The organism is Asanoa sp. NPDC049475 (genome assembly GCF_040676915.1).
GTDB lineage: Bacteria > Actinomycetota > Actinomycetes > Mycobacteriales > Micromonosporaceae > Asanoa.
This window is the reverse complement of the sequence record NZ_JBFAPY010000006.1, coordinates 550,200-565,758: the sequence shown is the minus strand read 5'-3', so window position 1 is coordinate 565,758 and position 15,559 is coordinate 550,200. Positions and strand designations below refer to the sequence as shown.

At 72.2% G+C, this 15,559-nt stretch carries 14 protein-coding genes; 5 read left to right on the top strand and 9 right to left on the bottom strand.

Features of this window, described 5'->3' with window-relative positions; translation table 11 throughout:
* Window positions 1-4 precede the first annotated feature (4 nt).
* Window positions 5-2,032: a glycerophosphodiester phosphodiesterase family protein gene (locus AB0J88_RS26920; RefSeq protein ID WP_364361992.1), complete on the top strand. Its 2,028-nt coding sequence runs from the start codon at window positions 5-7 to the stop codon at window positions 2,030-2,032.
* Between the two features lie 46 nt (window positions 2,033-2,078).
* On the opposite strand, the gene AB0J88_RS26915 is transcribed toward AB0J88_RS26920, so the two are convergent.
* The 6 genes from AB0J88_RS26915 to AB0J88_RS26890 are packed head-to-tail and all read right to left on the bottom strand — an operon-like array spanning window position 2,079 to window position 7,670.
* On the bottom strand, window positions 2,079-3,635 hold the full coding sequence (locus tag AB0J88_RS26915; protein WP_364361994.1) for a SpoIIE family protein phosphatase: 1,557 nt from the start codon (window positions 3,633-3,635) through the stop codon (window positions 2,079-2,081).
* Entirely contained in the window at window positions 3,622-4,968 is a 1,347-nt protein-coding gene (locus tag AB0J88_RS26910) for a sensor histidine kinase (protein ID WP_364361998.1), read from the bottom strand. Before AB0J88_RS26910 ends, AB0J88_RS26915 begins: the two co-directional genes overlap by 14 nt.
* A complete protein-coding gene (locus AB0J88_RS26905) occupies window positions 4,965-5,987 on the bottom strand; it encodes a SpoIIE family protein phosphatase (protein WP_364351079.1) in 1,023 nt (340 codons plus the stop codon). Before AB0J88_RS26905 ends, AB0J88_RS26910 begins: the two co-directional genes overlap by 4 nt.
* Window positions 5,975-6,394 (bottom strand): ATP-binding protein, encoded by a 420-nt coding sequence (locus AB0J88_RS26900; protein WP_364351082.1) that lies wholly within the window; start codon window positions 6,392-6,394, stop codon window positions 5,975-5,977. The genes AB0J88_RS26905 and AB0J88_RS26900 overlap by 13 nt, the downstream gene beginning before the upstream one ends.
* The gene (locus AB0J88_RS26895) at window positions 6,391-6,819 is read right to left on the bottom strand and encodes an STAS domain-containing protein (protein ID WP_364351085.1); all 429 of its coding nucleotides are present in this window, start codon (window positions 6,817-6,819) and stop codon (window positions 6,391-6,393) included. The genes AB0J88_RS26900 and AB0J88_RS26895 overlap by 4 nt, the downstream gene beginning before the upstream one ends.
* Window positions 6,819-7,670 (bottom strand): STAS domain-containing protein, encoded by an 852-nt coding sequence (locus AB0J88_RS26890; RefSeq protein WP_364351088.1) that lies wholly within the window; start codon window positions 7,668-7,670, stop codon window positions 6,819-6,821. The genes AB0J88_RS26895 and AB0J88_RS26890 overlap by 1 nt, the downstream gene beginning before the upstream one ends.
* A gap of 117 nt (window positions 7,671-7,787) precedes the next feature.
* Here AB0J88_RS26890 and AB0J88_RS26885 point away from each other — a divergent pair, with 117 nt between their 5' ends.
* Window positions 7,788-8,822 carry an ADP-ribosylglycohydrolase family protein gene (locus tag AB0J88_RS26885; protein ID WP_364351091.1) on the top strand — a complete coding sequence of 345 codons (1,035 nt, stop codon included), beginning with the start codon at window positions 7,788-7,790 and terminating at the stop codon, window positions 8,820-8,822.
* Window positions 8,823-8,860: 38 nt separating this feature from the next.
* On the opposite strand, the gene AB0J88_RS26880 is transcribed toward AB0J88_RS26885, so the two are convergent.
* The 3 genes from AB0J88_RS26880 to AB0J88_RS26870 form a co-directional block, all read right to left on the bottom strand.
* Window positions 8,861-9,097, bottom strand: coding sequence for a S1 RNA-binding domain-containing protein (locus tag AB0J88_RS26880; RefSeq protein WP_364351093.1), 237 nt, complete (start codon window positions 9,095-9,097; stop codon window positions 8,861-8,863).
* A 160-nt stretch (window positions 9,098-9,257) separates the two neighbouring features.
* Window positions 9,258-10,685, bottom strand: coding sequence for a trypsin-like serine protease (locus AB0J88_RS26875; protein WP_364351096.1), 1,428 nt, complete (start codon window positions 10,683-10,685; stop codon window positions 9,258-9,260).
* Between the two features lie 104 nt (window positions 10,686-10,789).
* Window positions 10,790-12,103 carry an FAD-binding oxidoreductase gene (locus AB0J88_RS26870; protein ID WP_364351099.1) on the bottom strand — a complete coding sequence of 438 codons (1,314 nt, stop codon included), beginning with the start codon at window positions 12,101-12,103 and terminating at the stop codon, window positions 10,790-10,792.
* A gap of 47 nt (window positions 12,104-12,150) precedes the next feature.
* Here AB0J88_RS26870 and AB0J88_RS26865 point away from each other — a divergent pair, with 47 nt between their 5' ends.
* The 3 genes from AB0J88_RS26865 (at window position 12,151) to AB0J88_RS26855 (ending at window position 15,559) form a co-directional block, all read left to right on the top strand.
* On the top strand, window positions 12,151-13,548 hold the full coding sequence (locus tag AB0J88_RS26865; protein WP_364351102.1) for a PLP-dependent aminotransferase family protein: 1,398 nt from the start codon (window positions 12,151-12,153) through the stop codon (window positions 13,546-13,548).
* Window positions 13,549-13,634: 86 nt separating this feature from the next.
* Complete coding sequence (locus tag AB0J88_RS26860) at window positions 13,635-14,906, top strand: histidine kinase (protein WP_364351105.1); 1,272 nt, start codon at window positions 13,635-13,637, stop codon at window positions 14,904-14,906.
* The gene (locus AB0J88_RS26855) at window positions 14,903-15,559 is read left to right on the top strand and encodes a response regulator transcription factor (RefSeq protein ID WP_364351108.1); all 657 of its coding nucleotides are present in this window, start codon (window positions 14,903-14,905) and stop codon (window positions 15,557-15,559) included. Before AB0J88_RS26860 ends, AB0J88_RS26855 begins: the two co-directional genes overlap by 4 nt.

The window sequence follows — 15,559 nt, the reverse complement described above, 5'->3', positions numbered from 1 at the left end:
TGCCGTGACGGCACTCGCCGCCACCGTGGCCCTGAGCGGGGTGGCCGGCCTGACCGCCGGCATCAGCCCTGCCTCGGCCGCACCCAAGACCTTTGACCTGCAGGCGCACCGCGGCGGCATCGGGCTGCGGGTGGAGAACACGCTCGCGTCGTTCGGCAACGCGCTACAGCTCGGCGTCTCCACGCTGGAGCTCGACGTGCAGATCACGCAGGACGGGCAGGCGGTGGTCACCCACGACCGCAGGACCACCGGCTCGAAGTGCAAGGACACCGCGCCGGCGTTCCCGGGCGACCCGGAGTTCCCGTACATCGGCAAGTACATCAACACCCTCTCACTGGCGCAGGTGCGCACGCTCGACTGCGGCAGCCTGACGCTGGCCGACTTCCCGGGCCAGGTCGCCGTGCCGGGTGCGCGGATGCCGCTGCTCAGTGAGGTTTTCGCGCTGGTCAACCGCTACCAGGCGCGCGACGTGAAGCTCAACGTCGAGACCAAGGTCGAGGCCGGCGCGCCCAGCGAGACCGCGCCGCGCGAGCAGTTCGTGCAGGTGACCGCCCGCGAGATCCGCGATTCCGGCCTGCTCGACCAGGTCACGATCCAGTCGTTCGACTGGGGCGCGCTGATGCGGATGCGCCAGGTCGAGCCGCGGCTGCCGCTGGTCGCGCTGGGCAACCCCGCGATGAACCAGACCGGTATGCCCGGCAAGTCGCCGTGGCTGGGCGGGCTCGACATCGACGACTTCGGCGGCGACCCGATCAAGGCGATCAAGACCTTCGGCGCTTCCGCGTTCTCGCCGGTGCACGGCGACCCGCAGAACGGCAAGGTGACCGACGCCAACTACAAGCCGTACGTGACCAGGGAGATGGTCGACCACGCGCACAAGAACGGCATCAAGGTCATTCCGTGGACCGTCGACGACGTGCCCACGATGACGAAGCTGATCAACGACGGCGTCGACGGCATCATCACCGACTACCCCGACCGGCTGCGCACCCTGCTGGGCCAGTCGCGGTTCAAGCTGCCCAAGGCGTACGCGTCGCCGTTCGACGTGCAGGCTCACCGCGGCGGCCGGGCCGACCTGCCCGAGAACACCCTCCCGGCGTTCGCGAAGGCGCTGGCCAACCCCGCCGTCTCCACGCTCGAGCTCGACACGGGCGTCACCAAGGACGGCAAGCTCGTCGTGCTGCACGACCGGGCGATCAACGGCTCGCACTGCGTCGACACGGCGCCGGTGCGGCCGAAGGACCCGATGTTCCCGTACGTCGGCAAGCTCGTGCACGACCTCACGCTGGCGCAGATCAAGACCATCGACTGTGGCACGAAGACGCTGCCGGAACTGCCCGACCAGGTGGCCGTGCCCGGCGCCCGGATCCCGACGCTCGACGAGGTCTTCTCGCTGGTCAAGGGGAGCGACCGGCCGGACGTCCGGATGAACATCGAGACGAAGATCAGCCCGACGGCGAACGACACCGAGGCGTTCGGCCCGTTCACCGCCAAGCTGGTCAAGGCGATCAAGAAGGCGCGCTTCGAGGACCGGGTCACGATCCAGTCGTTCGACTGGCGCACGATCATCCGGGCGCGCGAGCTCGACAAGAAGATCGAGACGGTCGCGCTGGTCTGGCAGTACGGCCCGGCCGAGTGCGCGTCGCCGGCCGACGAGTGCTCGCTGCAGGCGGTCTACGGCGACAGGTCCGTCAAGAGCCAGTGGACCGGCGGCCTCGACTGGTGGAAGTACCGCGACCTCGGCAAGCTGGTCCGCGCCGCGGGCGCCGGCACGGTCTCGGCCAACTGGCAGGTCCACGACCCGACGCAGGGCACCGTCGTCAGCCCCGACTGGTACCTGCGCCAGGACCCGAGCTACTACTTCGGCCCCGACGTCCCGGTGCTCCAGGGCCGCGACAAGCTCAAGGTCGTCCCGTACACGGTGGACGACCCGGCCGTCATGCAACGGGTGATCGACCTCGGCGTCGACGGCATCATCACCGACAACCCCCGGCTGCTGATCCAGGTAGCGATCCGCAACGGCCTGCGCTAGCGCTGGTGAGCAAGGGTCCCTCGCGCTGCGCCGAGGGGCCCTTGCCTCAGTGTCGGTGCAGGGCGACCACGGCTATGTCGTCGCCGACCGGGGGAGTGGCCAGGGACAGCAGGTGGTCGGCGTAGCGTTCCAGGTCCGGGTCGACCTCCCTCGCAGCTTCCGCGAGCTCGGCCAGGCCGTGGTCGATGTCGTGGGTTCGGCGTTCGATCAGGCCGTCCGTGTAGAGGACGAGCGTGCCGCCCGGCGGGAGGACCAGGTCGAGGTCGCCCGGCCGAGGTGCGTCGATGCCGAGCAGTGGTGCCGGGTGTTCGACAAACGTCACCACTCCGTCGACGATCAGCACCGGTGGCAGATGGCCGGCGTTCGCCAGGCAGATCTGGCCCGTCGCCGGGTCGAGCATCAGCACGCAGATCGTGGCCAGTTCGCCCGGCAACAGCTTGCGCAGCAACTGGTCGGTCATCGCCAACAACGTCGCCGGCGGGTGGCCTTCGACCGCGTACGCCCGGACCGCGTGCCGAAGCTCGGCCATGACCGTCGCGGCGTAGAGGGAGTGGCCCGTGACGTCACCGATCGCCGCCAGGAGCTGCCCGTCGATCATCGTCAGCTCGTAGAAGTCGCCACCGACCTCGGTTTGGGCGCTGGCCGGCATGTAGCGGACCGCCAGGTCGTAGCCCGGCACCTCGGGAATCCGTTGCGGCAACAGGCTGCGTTGGAGGGTGACCGCGATCCGGTGTTCCTCGTCGTACGTCCGCTGCGCCTCGACCGCCGTCGCCAACGCCTGGACCAGGAGCCGGAGCACGTCGGCCTGGTCGCGCAGCGCGCTGGCCGGGATGGCCACGTGCAGCGGCGGCCGGTCGCCGCGAATGCGGGCGGTGCCGACCGCGACCTCGTCGCCCGGCCAGTCGAGTTGCGGCCACTGTTCGCGGGGGTCGCTGCGGACCATCGCGCCGACCGGTACGACCGCCGTCGCGGCGGGCCATTCGCGGACGATCGGCGGCCCCGTCGGGTCGGTGACCGCGGCCACCAAGCGATCGCCGGCCGAGCTGCCCGCGGTGACCGTGTCCGCCGCGACCACCGCGCCGCTGCCGAAGATCTCGGCCGCCCCGAGCGAGGCGGCGGTCAACAGTTCGGTGAGCGTACGCGCCGAGTTGACCGCGACCGTCGTCTCGGCGAGGCGGGTCAACCCCGCGGCCAGCGTCTCGGCCTGTCGGCGGGCACGGTAGTACCGCAGCACCGCGTGCGCCGTCGCCACCAGCTCGTCGGGCTCGATCGGCTCGGCCAGGTAGGCGTCGGCTCCCCGGGTCAGGCCCTGTGCCCGGTCGGCGACGTCGACCGCGTGCGCCGACACGTGGATGACCGGGATCGCCGCGAGCACCGGATGCGACTTGATCTGCTCGGCGACCTCGAAGCCGCTCATGTCGCTCAGGCGCACGTCGAGCACGACCAGGTCGATGTCACCGTGCGCCACCCGCTCCAGCGCGGCCGTGCCGCTGTCGGCCTCGACCACGGTGAGCCCGGCCCGGGTCAACCAGCGGACCAGCAGGTAGCGCTTGGCGTCGCTGTCGTCGACGACCAGCACCGTGGCGGACTCAGGATGCTCCATAGTGCTCCGCCGCCGGCAGCCGGACGGTGAACGTGCTGCCCGCGCCGGGCTCGCTGGCCACGCTCAGTGTGCCGCCGAGCAGGGTGACCAGGCGGCGGGCGTACGGCAGGCCGAGCCCTGTGCCCTTCACGCCGGCAAGCGTGCGGCCGGGCACCTGGTAGAACTCCTCGAAGATCCGCTCGTGCAGCTCCGCCGGGATGCCGACGCCGGTGTCGGAGACCTGGATCAGCCATTCGTCGCCGCTGCGCGTCGCGGTCATCCGCACCTCGCCGGCGGTCGTGAACTTGAGCCCGTTGTGCAGCAGGTTGCGCAGCACCTGGGCGAGCAGCACCTCGTCGGAGCGGATCGTCGCGGGTTGCTCCGGGTCGGTGACCACGAGCTCGACGGCGCCGGTGGCCATGGCCCGCACGGTGCCCCGCAGTTGGCTGAACAGCGCACGCAGGTCCACTTCGGACCAGTCCGGCTCGATCGTGCCCGACTCGGCCTTGGCCAGGTCCAGCAGGTCGTTCACCAGACGCAGCAGGTCGTCGGCGGAACCGCGGATCAGTGCCACCTGTTGGGTCTGGTCGCCGGTCAGCGGGTCCGACTCGGGGTCGTCGAGCAGCCGGGCCAGCCCGATCACCGCCGTGACCGGCGCTCGCAGCTCGTGGCTCACGTTGGCCAGGAACCGGGTCTTCGCCTCGCTCGCCGCCCGCAGCTGGGCGGATCGCTCGTCGAGCTCGGCGTAGAGCGCGACCACGCCGCGGTTGGTCTCCTCCAGCTCGCCGGAAAGCTGGGTGTAGAGGGCCATCACACCGCGGTTGGTCTCCTCGAGCTCGGCGTTGAGCCGGACCAGGTCGTCGCGATGCGCCCGGGTCTCCTCGAGCGCGGCGAGCAGCTGCTCGTTCTGCTCGGCCATCTCGTCGAGCGGGGTGCGTGGCGCCGACGCGGCCAGCGCGTCGCGGACGCGGTCGAGGTCGTCGGGCGTCAGCTCGACCCCACCCGGGATCCGCCGGCTCATCCGCACCACCGTCGTCGTCGGTCCGTCGTCGATCGTCAGGCTGTCGACCAGGCGACCGAGGCTCGGCAGCTGCGCCGCCTGGCTCGGGCCGATCGCGACGACCTCGACATCGAGTTTCCCACCGTTGACCGCGAACCACACTTCGGCGCCGGTGGCCGGCGGTCCGCCCCTGGCCGTGAACAGGGTTCGGCCGACCTCGCTGAGAGCGGTGGCCAGCCGCACCTGGTCCTGGTGTTCGAGGCCGACCGCCTCGGCCACCTCGCGGGCCCGTTGCCGGGCCACGAACACGTCGGATTCGGTACGCAGCACCACGTGCAGCAGGCGGGTGGTCATCGGCCGGCCCTCGCCACCAGCACGCACGCGTCGTCCCGCCGCACACCGGCATCGCGTACGAGGGTGGCGGCGATCACCTGCGGCGAACGCCCGCGCAGCCCGGGGTAGTCGTCGAGGTTCCACCGGTCGACGACACCGTCGGAGTGCATGACCAGCAGCGCGTCCGGGGTGACGGGATAGCCGAACTCCCGGACCGCGCGGCGCTGGTGACCGGCGATGCCGGGGAGCGAGACCAGGCCGCGCCGGGTGGTGTCGTCGACGAGGACTCCGGTGATGTTGCCGAGTCCGGCGTACCTGATCTCGTCGTCATCGAGTTGGGCGACCGCGACGGCGGCGCCCCTGGTGTGTCGCACGGCACGGTGCAGATGCTCGACCACCGCCGCGGGAGGCCCGGCCGGAGCGACGTGGAACGCCTGCACCACCGCCGAGGTCGCGGCCGCCGCCAACGGCCCGTGCCCGAGCCCGTCGCAGACCAGCACCTGGGTGCGGCCGTCCGCGACGCGCACCGCGTAGCCGTCGCCGCAGACCTCCTCGCCGCTCATCGCCCGGCTGATCGCGGCCGCTCGGGCGGGCGTCGGTGCGGGGCCGGGCCAGACCTGGGCGATGGCGACCGTGCCGCGGCCGGCGACCGAGCTCATGTCGAGCCAGCCCGCCTGGCGGGCGATGGCGCCGAGGCCGATGCCGAGCGTGCCGGCGGTGGAGTGCCCGTCCCGCGCCGACCGCGCGAGGTCGCCCATGCCGGGGCCGGAGTCGACCGCCACGAGCTCGACGCCCGCGACGTCGCCGGTGCGCACCGCACGCAGCATCAACCGGCCGTCGTCGGCGTGCTTCACCAGGTTGCTGGCCAGCTCCGTGGCGACGATCCCGAGCGCGCCGACCTGGTTGGCGGGAAGCCCCACCTCGTTGCCGAGGTCCTGTGCGGCCCGGCGGACCGCACTGACCGCGCTGGACTCGTCGAGCCGGAACCAGAGTCCGCCGTCGACGAGCCCGCTGTCGCGGGTCACCGCTACCGCGCCCATTTCGTGACGGTGATCCGGGTGCCCTGGCCGGCCGCCGTGTCGATGTCGAACTCGTCGACGAGCCGACGGGCGCCGCTGAGCCCGAGGCCGAGCCCGCCGCCGGTGGTGTATCCGTCGGTCAGCGCCAGGTCGAGGTCGGCGATGCCGGGGCCGTCGTCACGGAAGACGATGCGGATGCCCTTGCGCCGGCCTCCGTCGATCACGGTCACCTCGGCGCCGCCGCCACCGCCGTACACGAGGGTGTTGCGGGCCAGCTCGCTCGCGGCGGTGACCAGCTTGGTCTGGTCGACCAGCGACAGCTTCGCCGCGACCGCGACGGTGCGCACCAACTGGCGCACGCGGACCACGTCTTCGTCGGCGGCGATGGTGACGACCTGTGGCTCGCCGAGCCCGACGTCGGTGGTCACGGCGTCGCCGTCGGGCCGAAGCTGTCGAGGTCGCCGAGTTCGTCGAGGTCGAGGCCCAGGTCGTGGTGGTTCGCCCGGGCCTGGGCCAGCAGCTCCATGCCCCGCTCGACGTTGAGCGCGGTGCGGATGCCGTCGAGCGAGAGGCCGAGCTCGACCAGCGTGATGGCCACGGCCGGGCGCATCCCGACCACCACCGTCTCCGCGTCGAGCACCCGGGAGATCGAGGCGATCGAGGAGAGCATCCGGCCGACGAACGAGTCGACGATGTCGAGCGCCGTGATGTCGATGATCACACCGTGGCAACCGGTCGCGACGATCCGGTCGGCGAGGTCCTCCTGAAGCGCCAGCGCGGTCTGGTCCTGCATGTCGACCTGGATGGAGACGAGCAGGATGTCGCCGATCTTGAGGACCGGGACGCGTTCCATCAGTTGCTCCGGCCCTTGCGTGCCGACTCGATCATCCGCAGTGCGTGCCGGAGCGCGTCGGCGAGCGTCGCCTTCGTGGCGATGTCGCCGAACTCGATGCCGAGGGCGACGATCGTCTGGGCGATCTGCGGGCGGATGCCGGAGATGATGCACTCGGCGCCCATCAGCCGGGCCGCCACCACGGTCTTGAGGATGTGCTGGGCGACCTGGGTGTCGACGGCCGGCACGCCGGTGATGTCGATGATGGCGTACGGCGAGCCCGTGTCGACCAGCGTCTCCAGCAGGCGTTCCATGACCACCTGGGCTCGCGCCGAGTCGAGGGTGCCGACCAGCGGGATCGCGACGACGCCCTCCCACAGCTTGACCACCGGTGTGGCCAGCTCCAGGAGCTGCTCGGCCTGGTCGGCGATCAGCTCCTCGCGGGTCTTGGAGTAGCTCTCGAAGGTGAACAGGCCCAGGTCGTCGATCATCAGCCCGGCCGCGATCAGGTCGGTGAGGACCTGCGGCTCGGCGGCGCGCACGTCGACGACGTCGAAGAGCGCCTTCTTGAGCCCGAACACGGTGACGGCGGTCTCAGGAGCGCTGAACCCTTGCCGGGCGCGGCTGCGGGACAGGTCGACGAGCGCGGCGCGCAGGGCGCCCGAGCCGTCACCGGTCAGGTCGGAGTCGCCGGAGCGCAGCGATTCGAGGATCGCCCGGTGCAGATCCTGCACCTGCTTGAGCAGCTCGGTCCTCGTCAGGCGCCCGCGCAGCGACGCCGCGACCGCGTCGGTCCAGCTCGCGGTCAGCTTCTCGGTGTGAGTGTCGAGCAGCGCAGCGATGCGGCCGCTCTCCGCCTCGGTCAGTCTCATCCACGCCCTCCCCGGTAACGAGCCGGTCGCTCTCGGGGCGCCAGCCGGGCAGACGCTACCACCGCCGTGTCAATTCCGTGCCAGGCGGCAACTACCTCACGATCTAGGATCGATCGGATGTCATATCGGGCACGGGTACGCGGTTGCCTGTTGGGCGGCGCGATCGGGGATGCACTGGGCAATCCCGTCGAATTCCTCTCAACACACCGAATTCAGGAGCGATTCGGGTCAGAAGGGCTGGTGGAGCTGCTCGGCGAGCCGGCTCTGATCACCGACGACACCCAGATGACGCTGTTCACCGCCGAAGGCCTGATCCGCGCGAGCGTGCGGGGCGCCGACCGCGCCGGCGTCGTCCATCGGGCCTATCTGAGGTGGCTCGACACCCAGCGGCTGCCCGGGCCGGCGGCGGCCCCTGACGGTTGGCTCGCGGGGCACGCCTTCCTCTACGCGCGGCGCGCGCCAGGCAACGCCTGCCTCTCCGGTCTGTCGACCGGCCGGATGGGCACGCCGACCGACCCGGCGAACCCGGACTCCAAGGGCTGCGGCGCGGTGATGCGCTCCGCGCCGTTCGGCCTCGATCCACGATGGACGGTTGAGGAGGCGTTCGACACCGCTGTCGAGTGCGCGGTCCAGACCCACGGGCACCCGTCCGGCTACCTCGCGGCAGGCGCGTTCGCGGCGATCACGCACGCGCTGGTGCACGCCGAGCGGGACCTGGTCGATGCGGCCAACAGGGCCCTCGGGCTGGTGCGGCAACGGCCGAAGCACGAGGAGGTCAGCGCGGCGCTGGAGCAGGCGCTGGCCCTGGACCGGGCCGCGACGCCCGAGCGGGTGGAGACGCTCGGCGGCGGCTGGGTGGCCGAGGAGGCGCTGGCCATCGGCGTGTACGCGGCGCTGGCCCACCCCACCGACGTGCGGCGCGCGCTGCTGGTCGCGGCCAACCACTCGGGCGACAGCGACTCGACCGCGGCCATCGCCGGCAACCTGCTCGGCGCGTGGCACGGCGAAGCGGCCCTGCCGGCGGACTGGGTGTTCCGTCTGGAGGGCCGGGGCACGATCCTCGAGGTGGCCGACGACCTGGCGCTGGAGTTCCTGCACGGCGCCGAACTCCACGCCGACGGCAGGTGGACGACCCGCTACCCGGGGAGCTGAGATTTTCCGGGGGCGGGCCCACCCCCGGACAACCTCGATCAGGCCGGATGCACCGCGAAGCGGCGGGCGTCCGGGTCGATGGCGGCGATGCGCACCGGGACGATCGCGCCCTCCTCGAGCGGGGTCGGCCACTCGCGCAGCGGCGCGAAGCCGTCGACCTCGCCGATGCGCACGAACGCGCCGAACGGCACGACGCTCACCACGTCGCCGTGGACGACCGAGCCGACCGCATAGCGAGCGACGAACGCGGACCAGGCCGCGTCGGTAACAGACATGTAGGAATTCACCTCCTCTCGAAAACACGCCTGCGAAAGCGATGGAGGAGGTGCGCCGGCGGGCCGCGGGCCCGCGGGGCGGTCAAGAGATGGCCGGGTAACCGATCGAAGTAAGGCCCGTCAGGGCCGACCCGGCAGTCACCCGGCCATCATAGGCGGATCAGAGAGTCAGCGTCCACGAGTTGAGGTAGCCGGTGTCGGCCGACGCCGCGTCACGCACCCGCAGCTTCCACGCTCCGTTGCGGGCCTCGCTCGACAGGTTGACCGTGAAGACCTGGTCGATGTTGTCGGCGCTGCCGCCCGTGCGGTTGGCCAGCGTGTAGAGGCTGCCGTCCGGAGCGACCAGGGTCACGACCAGGTCGCCACGGTACGTGTGCACGATGTGCACCTCGGCCGTCGACGCGGTCGAGGCGTTGCCCGAGCAGCCCGAGACGGTGATCGTGCTCTCCACCGTGGACAGGTCGGGGATGGTCAGGTCGGTGCCGTTGGTGATCGCGCCGCAGCTGCCGACCGGGTTGACCGTCCAGGTGTAGGACGTGCTGCCCGATCCGCCGGCCGAGGCGGTGGCGGTCACCGTGACGCTGTACGAGCCGGCCGTCGTCGGCGTGCCGGTGACGGTGCCGGTGGACGACGAGATCGACAGGCCCGGGGGAAGACCGGTCGCGGACCACGTGTACGGCGCGGTGCCGCCGGAGGCGCTGTGGGTCGCGGAGACCGCCGTGCCGACGGTCGAGGAGCGGTTGCCGGGGTTGCCGACCGTGACGCCGCCGCCGGGCGGGCCACCGCCCAGGGAGATCGCGGCCGCGAGAATGTCGGCCGCGAAGTAGCGCACCTCGGTGTAGACGCCGGGCGCGTTGGGCTGCGCGCAGCCGATGCCCCACGACGTGATGCCGACCTGTACCCACTCGTTGTTGGCGTCGCGCTTGAACATCGGACCGCCGGAGTCACCCTGGCAGGTGTCGATGCCGCCGCCGGGCAGGACACCGGCGCAGATCTCCTCGTTGGGGATCAGGCCGGCGTAGCTGCCGCCCTGTGCGGCGCAGGTGCTGTCGCTGATGAACGGCACGGTCGCCTTGCGCAGGTAGCGGGACTGGCCGCCGCCCTGCACCGTCGCGCCCCAGCCGGCCACCGTGAAGGAGCCGCTGTGCAGCGAGGTGTCGGTGGCGATCTTCAGTAACGGGCTGGCGCTGATCGGGCTGGACAGGCGGATCAGCGCCCAGTCCTTGCCGTCGCCGTTGTAGCCGGGTGCCCGGTAGACGTAGTTGGACGTGCGGGTGGTCCGGGTCGGGTCCTGCAGGTCGACGACGCCCCAGGTCGCCGTGATCGACGTGTTGTTGCCGGTGCCACCGACGCAGTGCGCGGCCGTGAGCACCAGGCTCGGCGTGTACATCGCGCCGCCGCAGCCCATGGACAGCCGCACCATCCACGGAAACTCGCCCGCGGCGGCCGTGGTGCCGCCGACGACCTGGTCGGGGCCGGTGGGCACGGGGTCTGGTGCGGCGCTGGCCGGGGCGGCGAGCGCCCCGCCGCCGGCCACCATGGCCAGGGCGGCGACGACGCCGAGCGTCATCCGTCGTAGTCGGGACAAGTGATCCTCCCCATCGAACCTTGTGAGTTTCGTGGGAATCTATCGGCTTCGATCGAAGATCGGTCATCCCGAATTGACGGGTAGTGCCAAGTGATGGATTCGCGTCAGGCCGGCGCGATGTTCTGGTTCAGGTGGAAGACGTTGGTCGGGTCGTAGGTGCGCTTCAGAGCGGCCAGCCGCGCCAGCTTCGCGGGCGGAAAGGCCCGCCGGACGCCGGCGGCGCCCTCGTCGCTGAGGGTGTTGAGATACATCCCGCTGGAGTACGGCGTCAGCGGCGCGACCGCGCTCCGGGCGGCGGCCATCCGGTCGGCGTCCTCGGCCGGGTCGTCCCAGCGCGCCGCCGCGACGAGCTCGAACAGCGTGCCCCGCTGGCCGTACGCGGCGTCGTCGTCCGGCACGTCCTGGATCGCACCGCCGTAGGCCTGCAACGACATCGTCGGCCGCAGCGCTTCGGCGGCGTCGCCGCGGTCGACCAACGCGGCGGCCGCCTCGGCGGGCAGGCGGTCGAGGTAGAGGCCCTTCCAGTAGCGGCGGAAGTGGTGGCCGTCCACGGCGTCGTCGATCGTCTGAAGCTCCAGATAGGACAGTTCACGGACGGTCTCGCGGCGGGTGCGACCGAGGCCGGCGAGGTCGCGGGTGAGCCGACGCCCCCGCACCGGGTCGCCCACCCAGACGAAGCCGACGTCGACCCCGGCCGCACCGATGGTGGCCTGGTAGGTGGCCTCCCGCGGCGCGGCCGCGCTGAGCTCCCGCCAGCCATCCAGCACGGCGACACCGTCCGCCGGGTCGAACACGTAGCTGGCCAGCAGCGCACTGGTGCCGATCTCGTGGAGCTGGAACTCGAACGAGGTCACGATGCCGAAGTTGCCGCCGCCGCCACGCAGGCCCCAGAACAGCTCGGGGTGCTCGTCGCGGGTCGCGGTGACCACGGCCCCGTCGGCGGTGACCACCTCGTAGGACACGACGTTGTCGCACGACAGCCCGTACCGCCGGGCCAGCCAGCCCATGCCGCCGCCGAGGGTGAGCCCGCCGACGCCCGTGTGCGAGACGTTGCCGGCCGTGGTGGCCAGGCCGTAGCGCTGCGCCGCCCGGTCCAGGGCGCCGAGCATGGCACCGCCCTGCACCCGCGCGCGCCGGGTACGCGGGTCCACCGTCACCCCGCCCATCGGCGTCAGGTCGATCATCAGGCCGCCGGCCGGCACCGCGAGGCCGAGCACGCTGTGGCCGCCGCACCGGACGCCGATCTCGAGGTCGTGGTCGCGGGCGTGGCGGACGGCGTTGACCACGTCGGTGACCGTGCCGCAGCGCACGATCAGGGCGGGCCGGCGGTCGACCATCGCGTTCCAGACGGAGCGGGCTTCGTCATAGCCGGGGTCGGTGGGGTGCAGGACCTGGCCGGTGAGGGATGTCGTCGTCATGTCACTGACGGTGCCAAGAATCGGTACTACCAATAAGCTCCGATTCCATGGTGGGATCCTGGACCAATTCTGGAGCCGCGAGCGACCTGCTGATTCCCCTCGACCGGGCCGCACCGGTCGCGTTGCATCGCCAGATCGAGGCGGCGATCCGCGAGGGCGTCCGGTCGGGCCGGCTCCCGCTGGGCGCGTCCGTGCCGCCCACCCGCACGCTCGCGGCCGACCTCGGGGTGTCCCGCGGCATCGTGGTCGAGGCCTATCAGCAGCTCGTCGCCGAGGGTTACCTGAGCAGTCGGCCCGGTGGCTACACCCGGGTGGCGGCAGGTCCGTCACCGGCGCCACCCCGGGCGCCGGTGCGGCCGGCGGCACTGGTCCGGATCGACTTCGGGTACGGTCGGGCCGACGTCGCGCACTTCCCGCGGGCCGCCTGGCTGCGGTCGCTGCGGCGGGTGCTGAACCACGCGCCCGACGACCGGTTCGGCTACGCCAGCGGCGGTGGCGTGCCGGAGCTCCGGCACGCGTTGGCCGACTACCTCAACCGCGTTCGCGGCACCGACGCGTCAGCGTCCAATGTGGTGGTGACGAACGGGTTCGCACAGGGCATCGCGCTGGTCGTGCAGGTGCTCGCCCAGCGGGGCGCCCGCCGGATCGCCGTGGAAGACCCGTCACCCGACGACGACGCCCGGGAACACGCCCTGGCCGCCGGCATCGAGGTGGTCGGCGTGCCGGTCGGCCCCGACGGTGTCGACGTGGCCGCCCTTGACCGGGTGTCGGCGGACGCCCTGGTGTTGACCCCGTCGCACCAGTGGCCGACCGGCGGTGTGTTGCCGCCACCGGCCCGGGCGGCGGTGCTGCGCTGGGCCAGGGAGCACGACGCGGTGGTGGTGGAGGACGACTACGACGCCGAGCACCGCTACGACCGCGCCCCGGTCGGGGCGCTGCAGGGACTCGACCCGGACCGGGTGATCTACGCGGGCACGGCGAGCAAGACCCTCGCGCCCGGGCTGCGGATCGGCTGGCTGGTGACGCCGGCCGGCCTGGTCGACGAGCTCGCCGGGGCCAAGGTGCGGGCCGACCGCGGCTCGTCGGCCGTGGACCAGCTCGCGCTGGCCGACTTTCTCGCCCACGGCGAGTTCGACCGGCACCTGCGCCGGATGCGCCCGATCTATCGGCGGCGCCGGGACGCTCTGCTGGCCGGTCTGGCCCGGCACCTACCAGGATTCCGGCCCGCCGGAGTGGCTGCCGGCCTGCACCTCGTCGCGTGGCTCCCGTCCGGGCTCGCCGAGGACGAGGTCGTCGCCGCCGCCCGGTCCGCCGGGGTCGGAGTCGCGGGCGTCGGTCGCTACCGGCTCACTCCCGGTCCCGCCGGGCTGATCTTCGGGTACGCCACCCTCGACCCGCCCGAGATCGACGCGGGGCTGGCCCTGCTCGCGGCGGCCCTGCACTAGCACAGCCATCCATCGGCTATGAGGCTTGGCTGGTTGGCCAGGATTACTGGTCGAGCGACGCGCGGCGTGCGTCGTACCCTCGCGGCATGAGCACGACCCGGCCCAAGCCCTTCCGCTCGCCGCGGTGGCTGCTGCCCGCGGAGCTGGCGGGGGTCTCGGTCGACGAGCCGCGTCGGCGCCGCACCGCCCGGGACTGGGCAGCCGACGCGGCGTTGTTCCTTTTCGCCCTTGGCTTCGTGGTGCTCGACTCCGGCGGGGCGCCGTACTACGGCGACGCGGTCCCGCAGTGGTTCCACACGGCTGACCCGTTCGTCAGCCTGGCGGCGTGCATCGCGCTGTGGTGGCGACGGCGGTTCCCCATCGTGGTGGCTGGTCTCGTGTTCGTGGCCTACATGATCGGCGACAGCACCGTGGGTGCCGCGCTCGTGGTCGTGCTCACCGTCGCCGTGCACCGGGGGTGGCTGGTCGCCGTGCTCGTGGCGGACGCCTACCTGGTGCCGTCGCTCTGGTTCAGCTTCGCGCACCCGCCGCCCAACGTGGCGTGGCAGGCGATGGTGGTGATCGTGTTGCTGATGTTCGTGACACCGCTTGCCTGGGGGATGGCGGTCCGATGGCGGCGGCAGGTCGTGGCCAGCCTGCGCCGTGACGCCGAATGGGCGGCGCGCGACCACGAGCGGCGGCTGGCCGACGCGCGTCGGGCCGAGCGGGAGCGGATCGCCCGGGAGATGCACGACACCCTCGCGCACCGCATCTCGCTGATCTCTGTGCACGCCGGAGCCCTGTCCTACCGCAGTGCACAGGCCGAGGCCGGCGCGGGGCGGCCATTGGACGCCTCCGACGTCAGCGCCGCCGTCGACGTGATCCACGGCAACGCCCGACGGGCGCTGGTGGAGCTCGGCGACGTGCTCGAGGTCCTGCGCACGGACGACGACGAGGCGGCGCCGGCGGCTGCCGGGCCGCCACAGCCGCGGATCGGCGACATCAGGCGGCTGGTCGCCGACGCGGAGGCCGTGGGGCAGCGGGTCTCGGTCGCTGTCGAATGCGAGCCGGACGAGGCACTGCGCGGCGCCGTGCAGCGCACGGTCTACCGGACCGTCCAGGAAGGACTGACGAACGCCCGCAAGCACGCGCCCGGCGCGCTCGTCGACGTGCGGGTCACCGGCGCGCCCGGCGTCGGGATCACGGCGACGGTGAGCAACCCGCTGCCGGTCGGCACGACGGCCGCCAGCGGCATCCCGGGCGCCGGCGTCGGGCTGGCCGGGCTTTCCGAACGGGTCGCGCTCGACGGCGGCACGCTGGAGCACGGCCCGCACGGGGGCTGCTTCCGGTTGGTGACCCGGTTACCGTGGCCGGTATGAGCCGACCGGTGCGCGTCCTGCTCGTCGACGACGACGCGCTGGTGCGGGCCGGGCTGCGACTGATGCTCGGCGGCGCCGCCGACATCGAGGTGGTCGGCGAAGCGGTCGACGGCTCGTCCGTGCCGGACCAGGTGCGCCGCACCCAGCCGGACGTCGTGCTGATGGACGTGCGCATGCCGGTGGTCGACGGGATCACGGCGACCCGGGCGCTCGGTCCCGGCCCCGCGGTCATCGTGCTCACCACCTTCGACGCCGACGCCACCGTGGTCGAGGCGCTGCGCGCCGGTGCCGCCGGCTTCCTGCTCAAGCACACGCCGCCCCAGGAGATCGTCGAGGCGGTGCGCCGCGCGGCGGCCGGCGAGGCGGTGCTCTCGCCGAGCGTCGCGCGCACGCTGATCGACCATGTGGCGACCGGCGGCGACCGGGTCGGCAGCAACCGCCGCGACCGGGCGCGGGAGCGGCTGGCGGTGCTCTCCGAGCGGGAGCGTGCCGTGGCCCAGGCGGTCGCCGAGGGCTTGTCCAACGGCGACATCGCCGAGCGGCTCTACATGTCGGTCGGCACCGTCAAGGCGCACCTGTCCAGCGCGCTGACGAAGCTGGACCTGACCAACCGCATCCAGTTGGCCCTGCTGGCCCACGACGCCTCCGAGTGA

Bases quoted from the DNA above. Each gene is read 5' to 3' on its own strand.
- AB0J88_RS26915 (WP_364361994.1), bottom strand. From the start codon at position 3,635: ATGGAGCATCCTGAGTCCGCCACGGTGCTGGTCGTCGACGACAGCGAC.
- AB0J88_RS26910 (WP_364361998.1), bottom strand. From the start codon at position 4,968: ATGACCACCCGCCTGCTGCACGTGGTGCTGCGTACCGAATCCGACGTG.
- AB0J88_RS26905 (WP_364351079.1), bottom strand. From the start codon at position 5,987: ATGGGCGCGGTAGCGGTGACCCGCGACAGCGGGCTCGTCGACGGCGGA.
- AB0J88_RS26895 (WP_364351085.1), bottom strand. From the start codon at position 6,819: ATGGAACGCGTCCCGGTCCTCAAGATCGGCGACATCCTGCTCGTCTCC.
- AB0J88_RS26890 (WP_364351088.1), bottom strand. From the start codon at position 7,670: ATGAGACTGACCGAGGCGGAGAGCGGCCGCATCGCTGCGCTGCTCGAC.
- AB0J88_RS26885 (WP_364351091.1), top strand. From the start codon at position 7,788: ATGTCATATCGGGCACGGGTACGCGGTTGCCTGTTGGGCGGCGCGATC.
- AB0J88_RS26880 (WP_364351093.1), bottom strand. From the start codon at position 9,097: ATGTCTGTTACCGACGCGGCCTGGTCCGCGTTCGTCGCTCGCTATGCG.
- AB0J88_RS26870 (WP_364351099.1), bottom strand. From the start codon at position 12,103: ATGACGACGACATCCCTCACCGGCCAGGTCCTGCACCCCACCGACCCC.
- AB0J88_RS26865 (WP_364351102.1), top strand. From the start codon at position 12,151: ATGGTGGGATCCTGGACCAATTCTGGAGCCGCGAGCGACCTGCTGATT.
- AB0J88_RS26860 (WP_364351105.1), top strand. From the start codon at position 13,635: ATGAGCACGACCCGGCCCAAGCCCTTCCGCTCGCCGCGGTGGCTGCTG.
- AB0J88_RS26855 (WP_364351108.1), top strand. From the start codon at position 14,903: ATGAGCCGACCGGTGCGCGTCCTGCTCGTCGACGACGACGCGCTGGTG.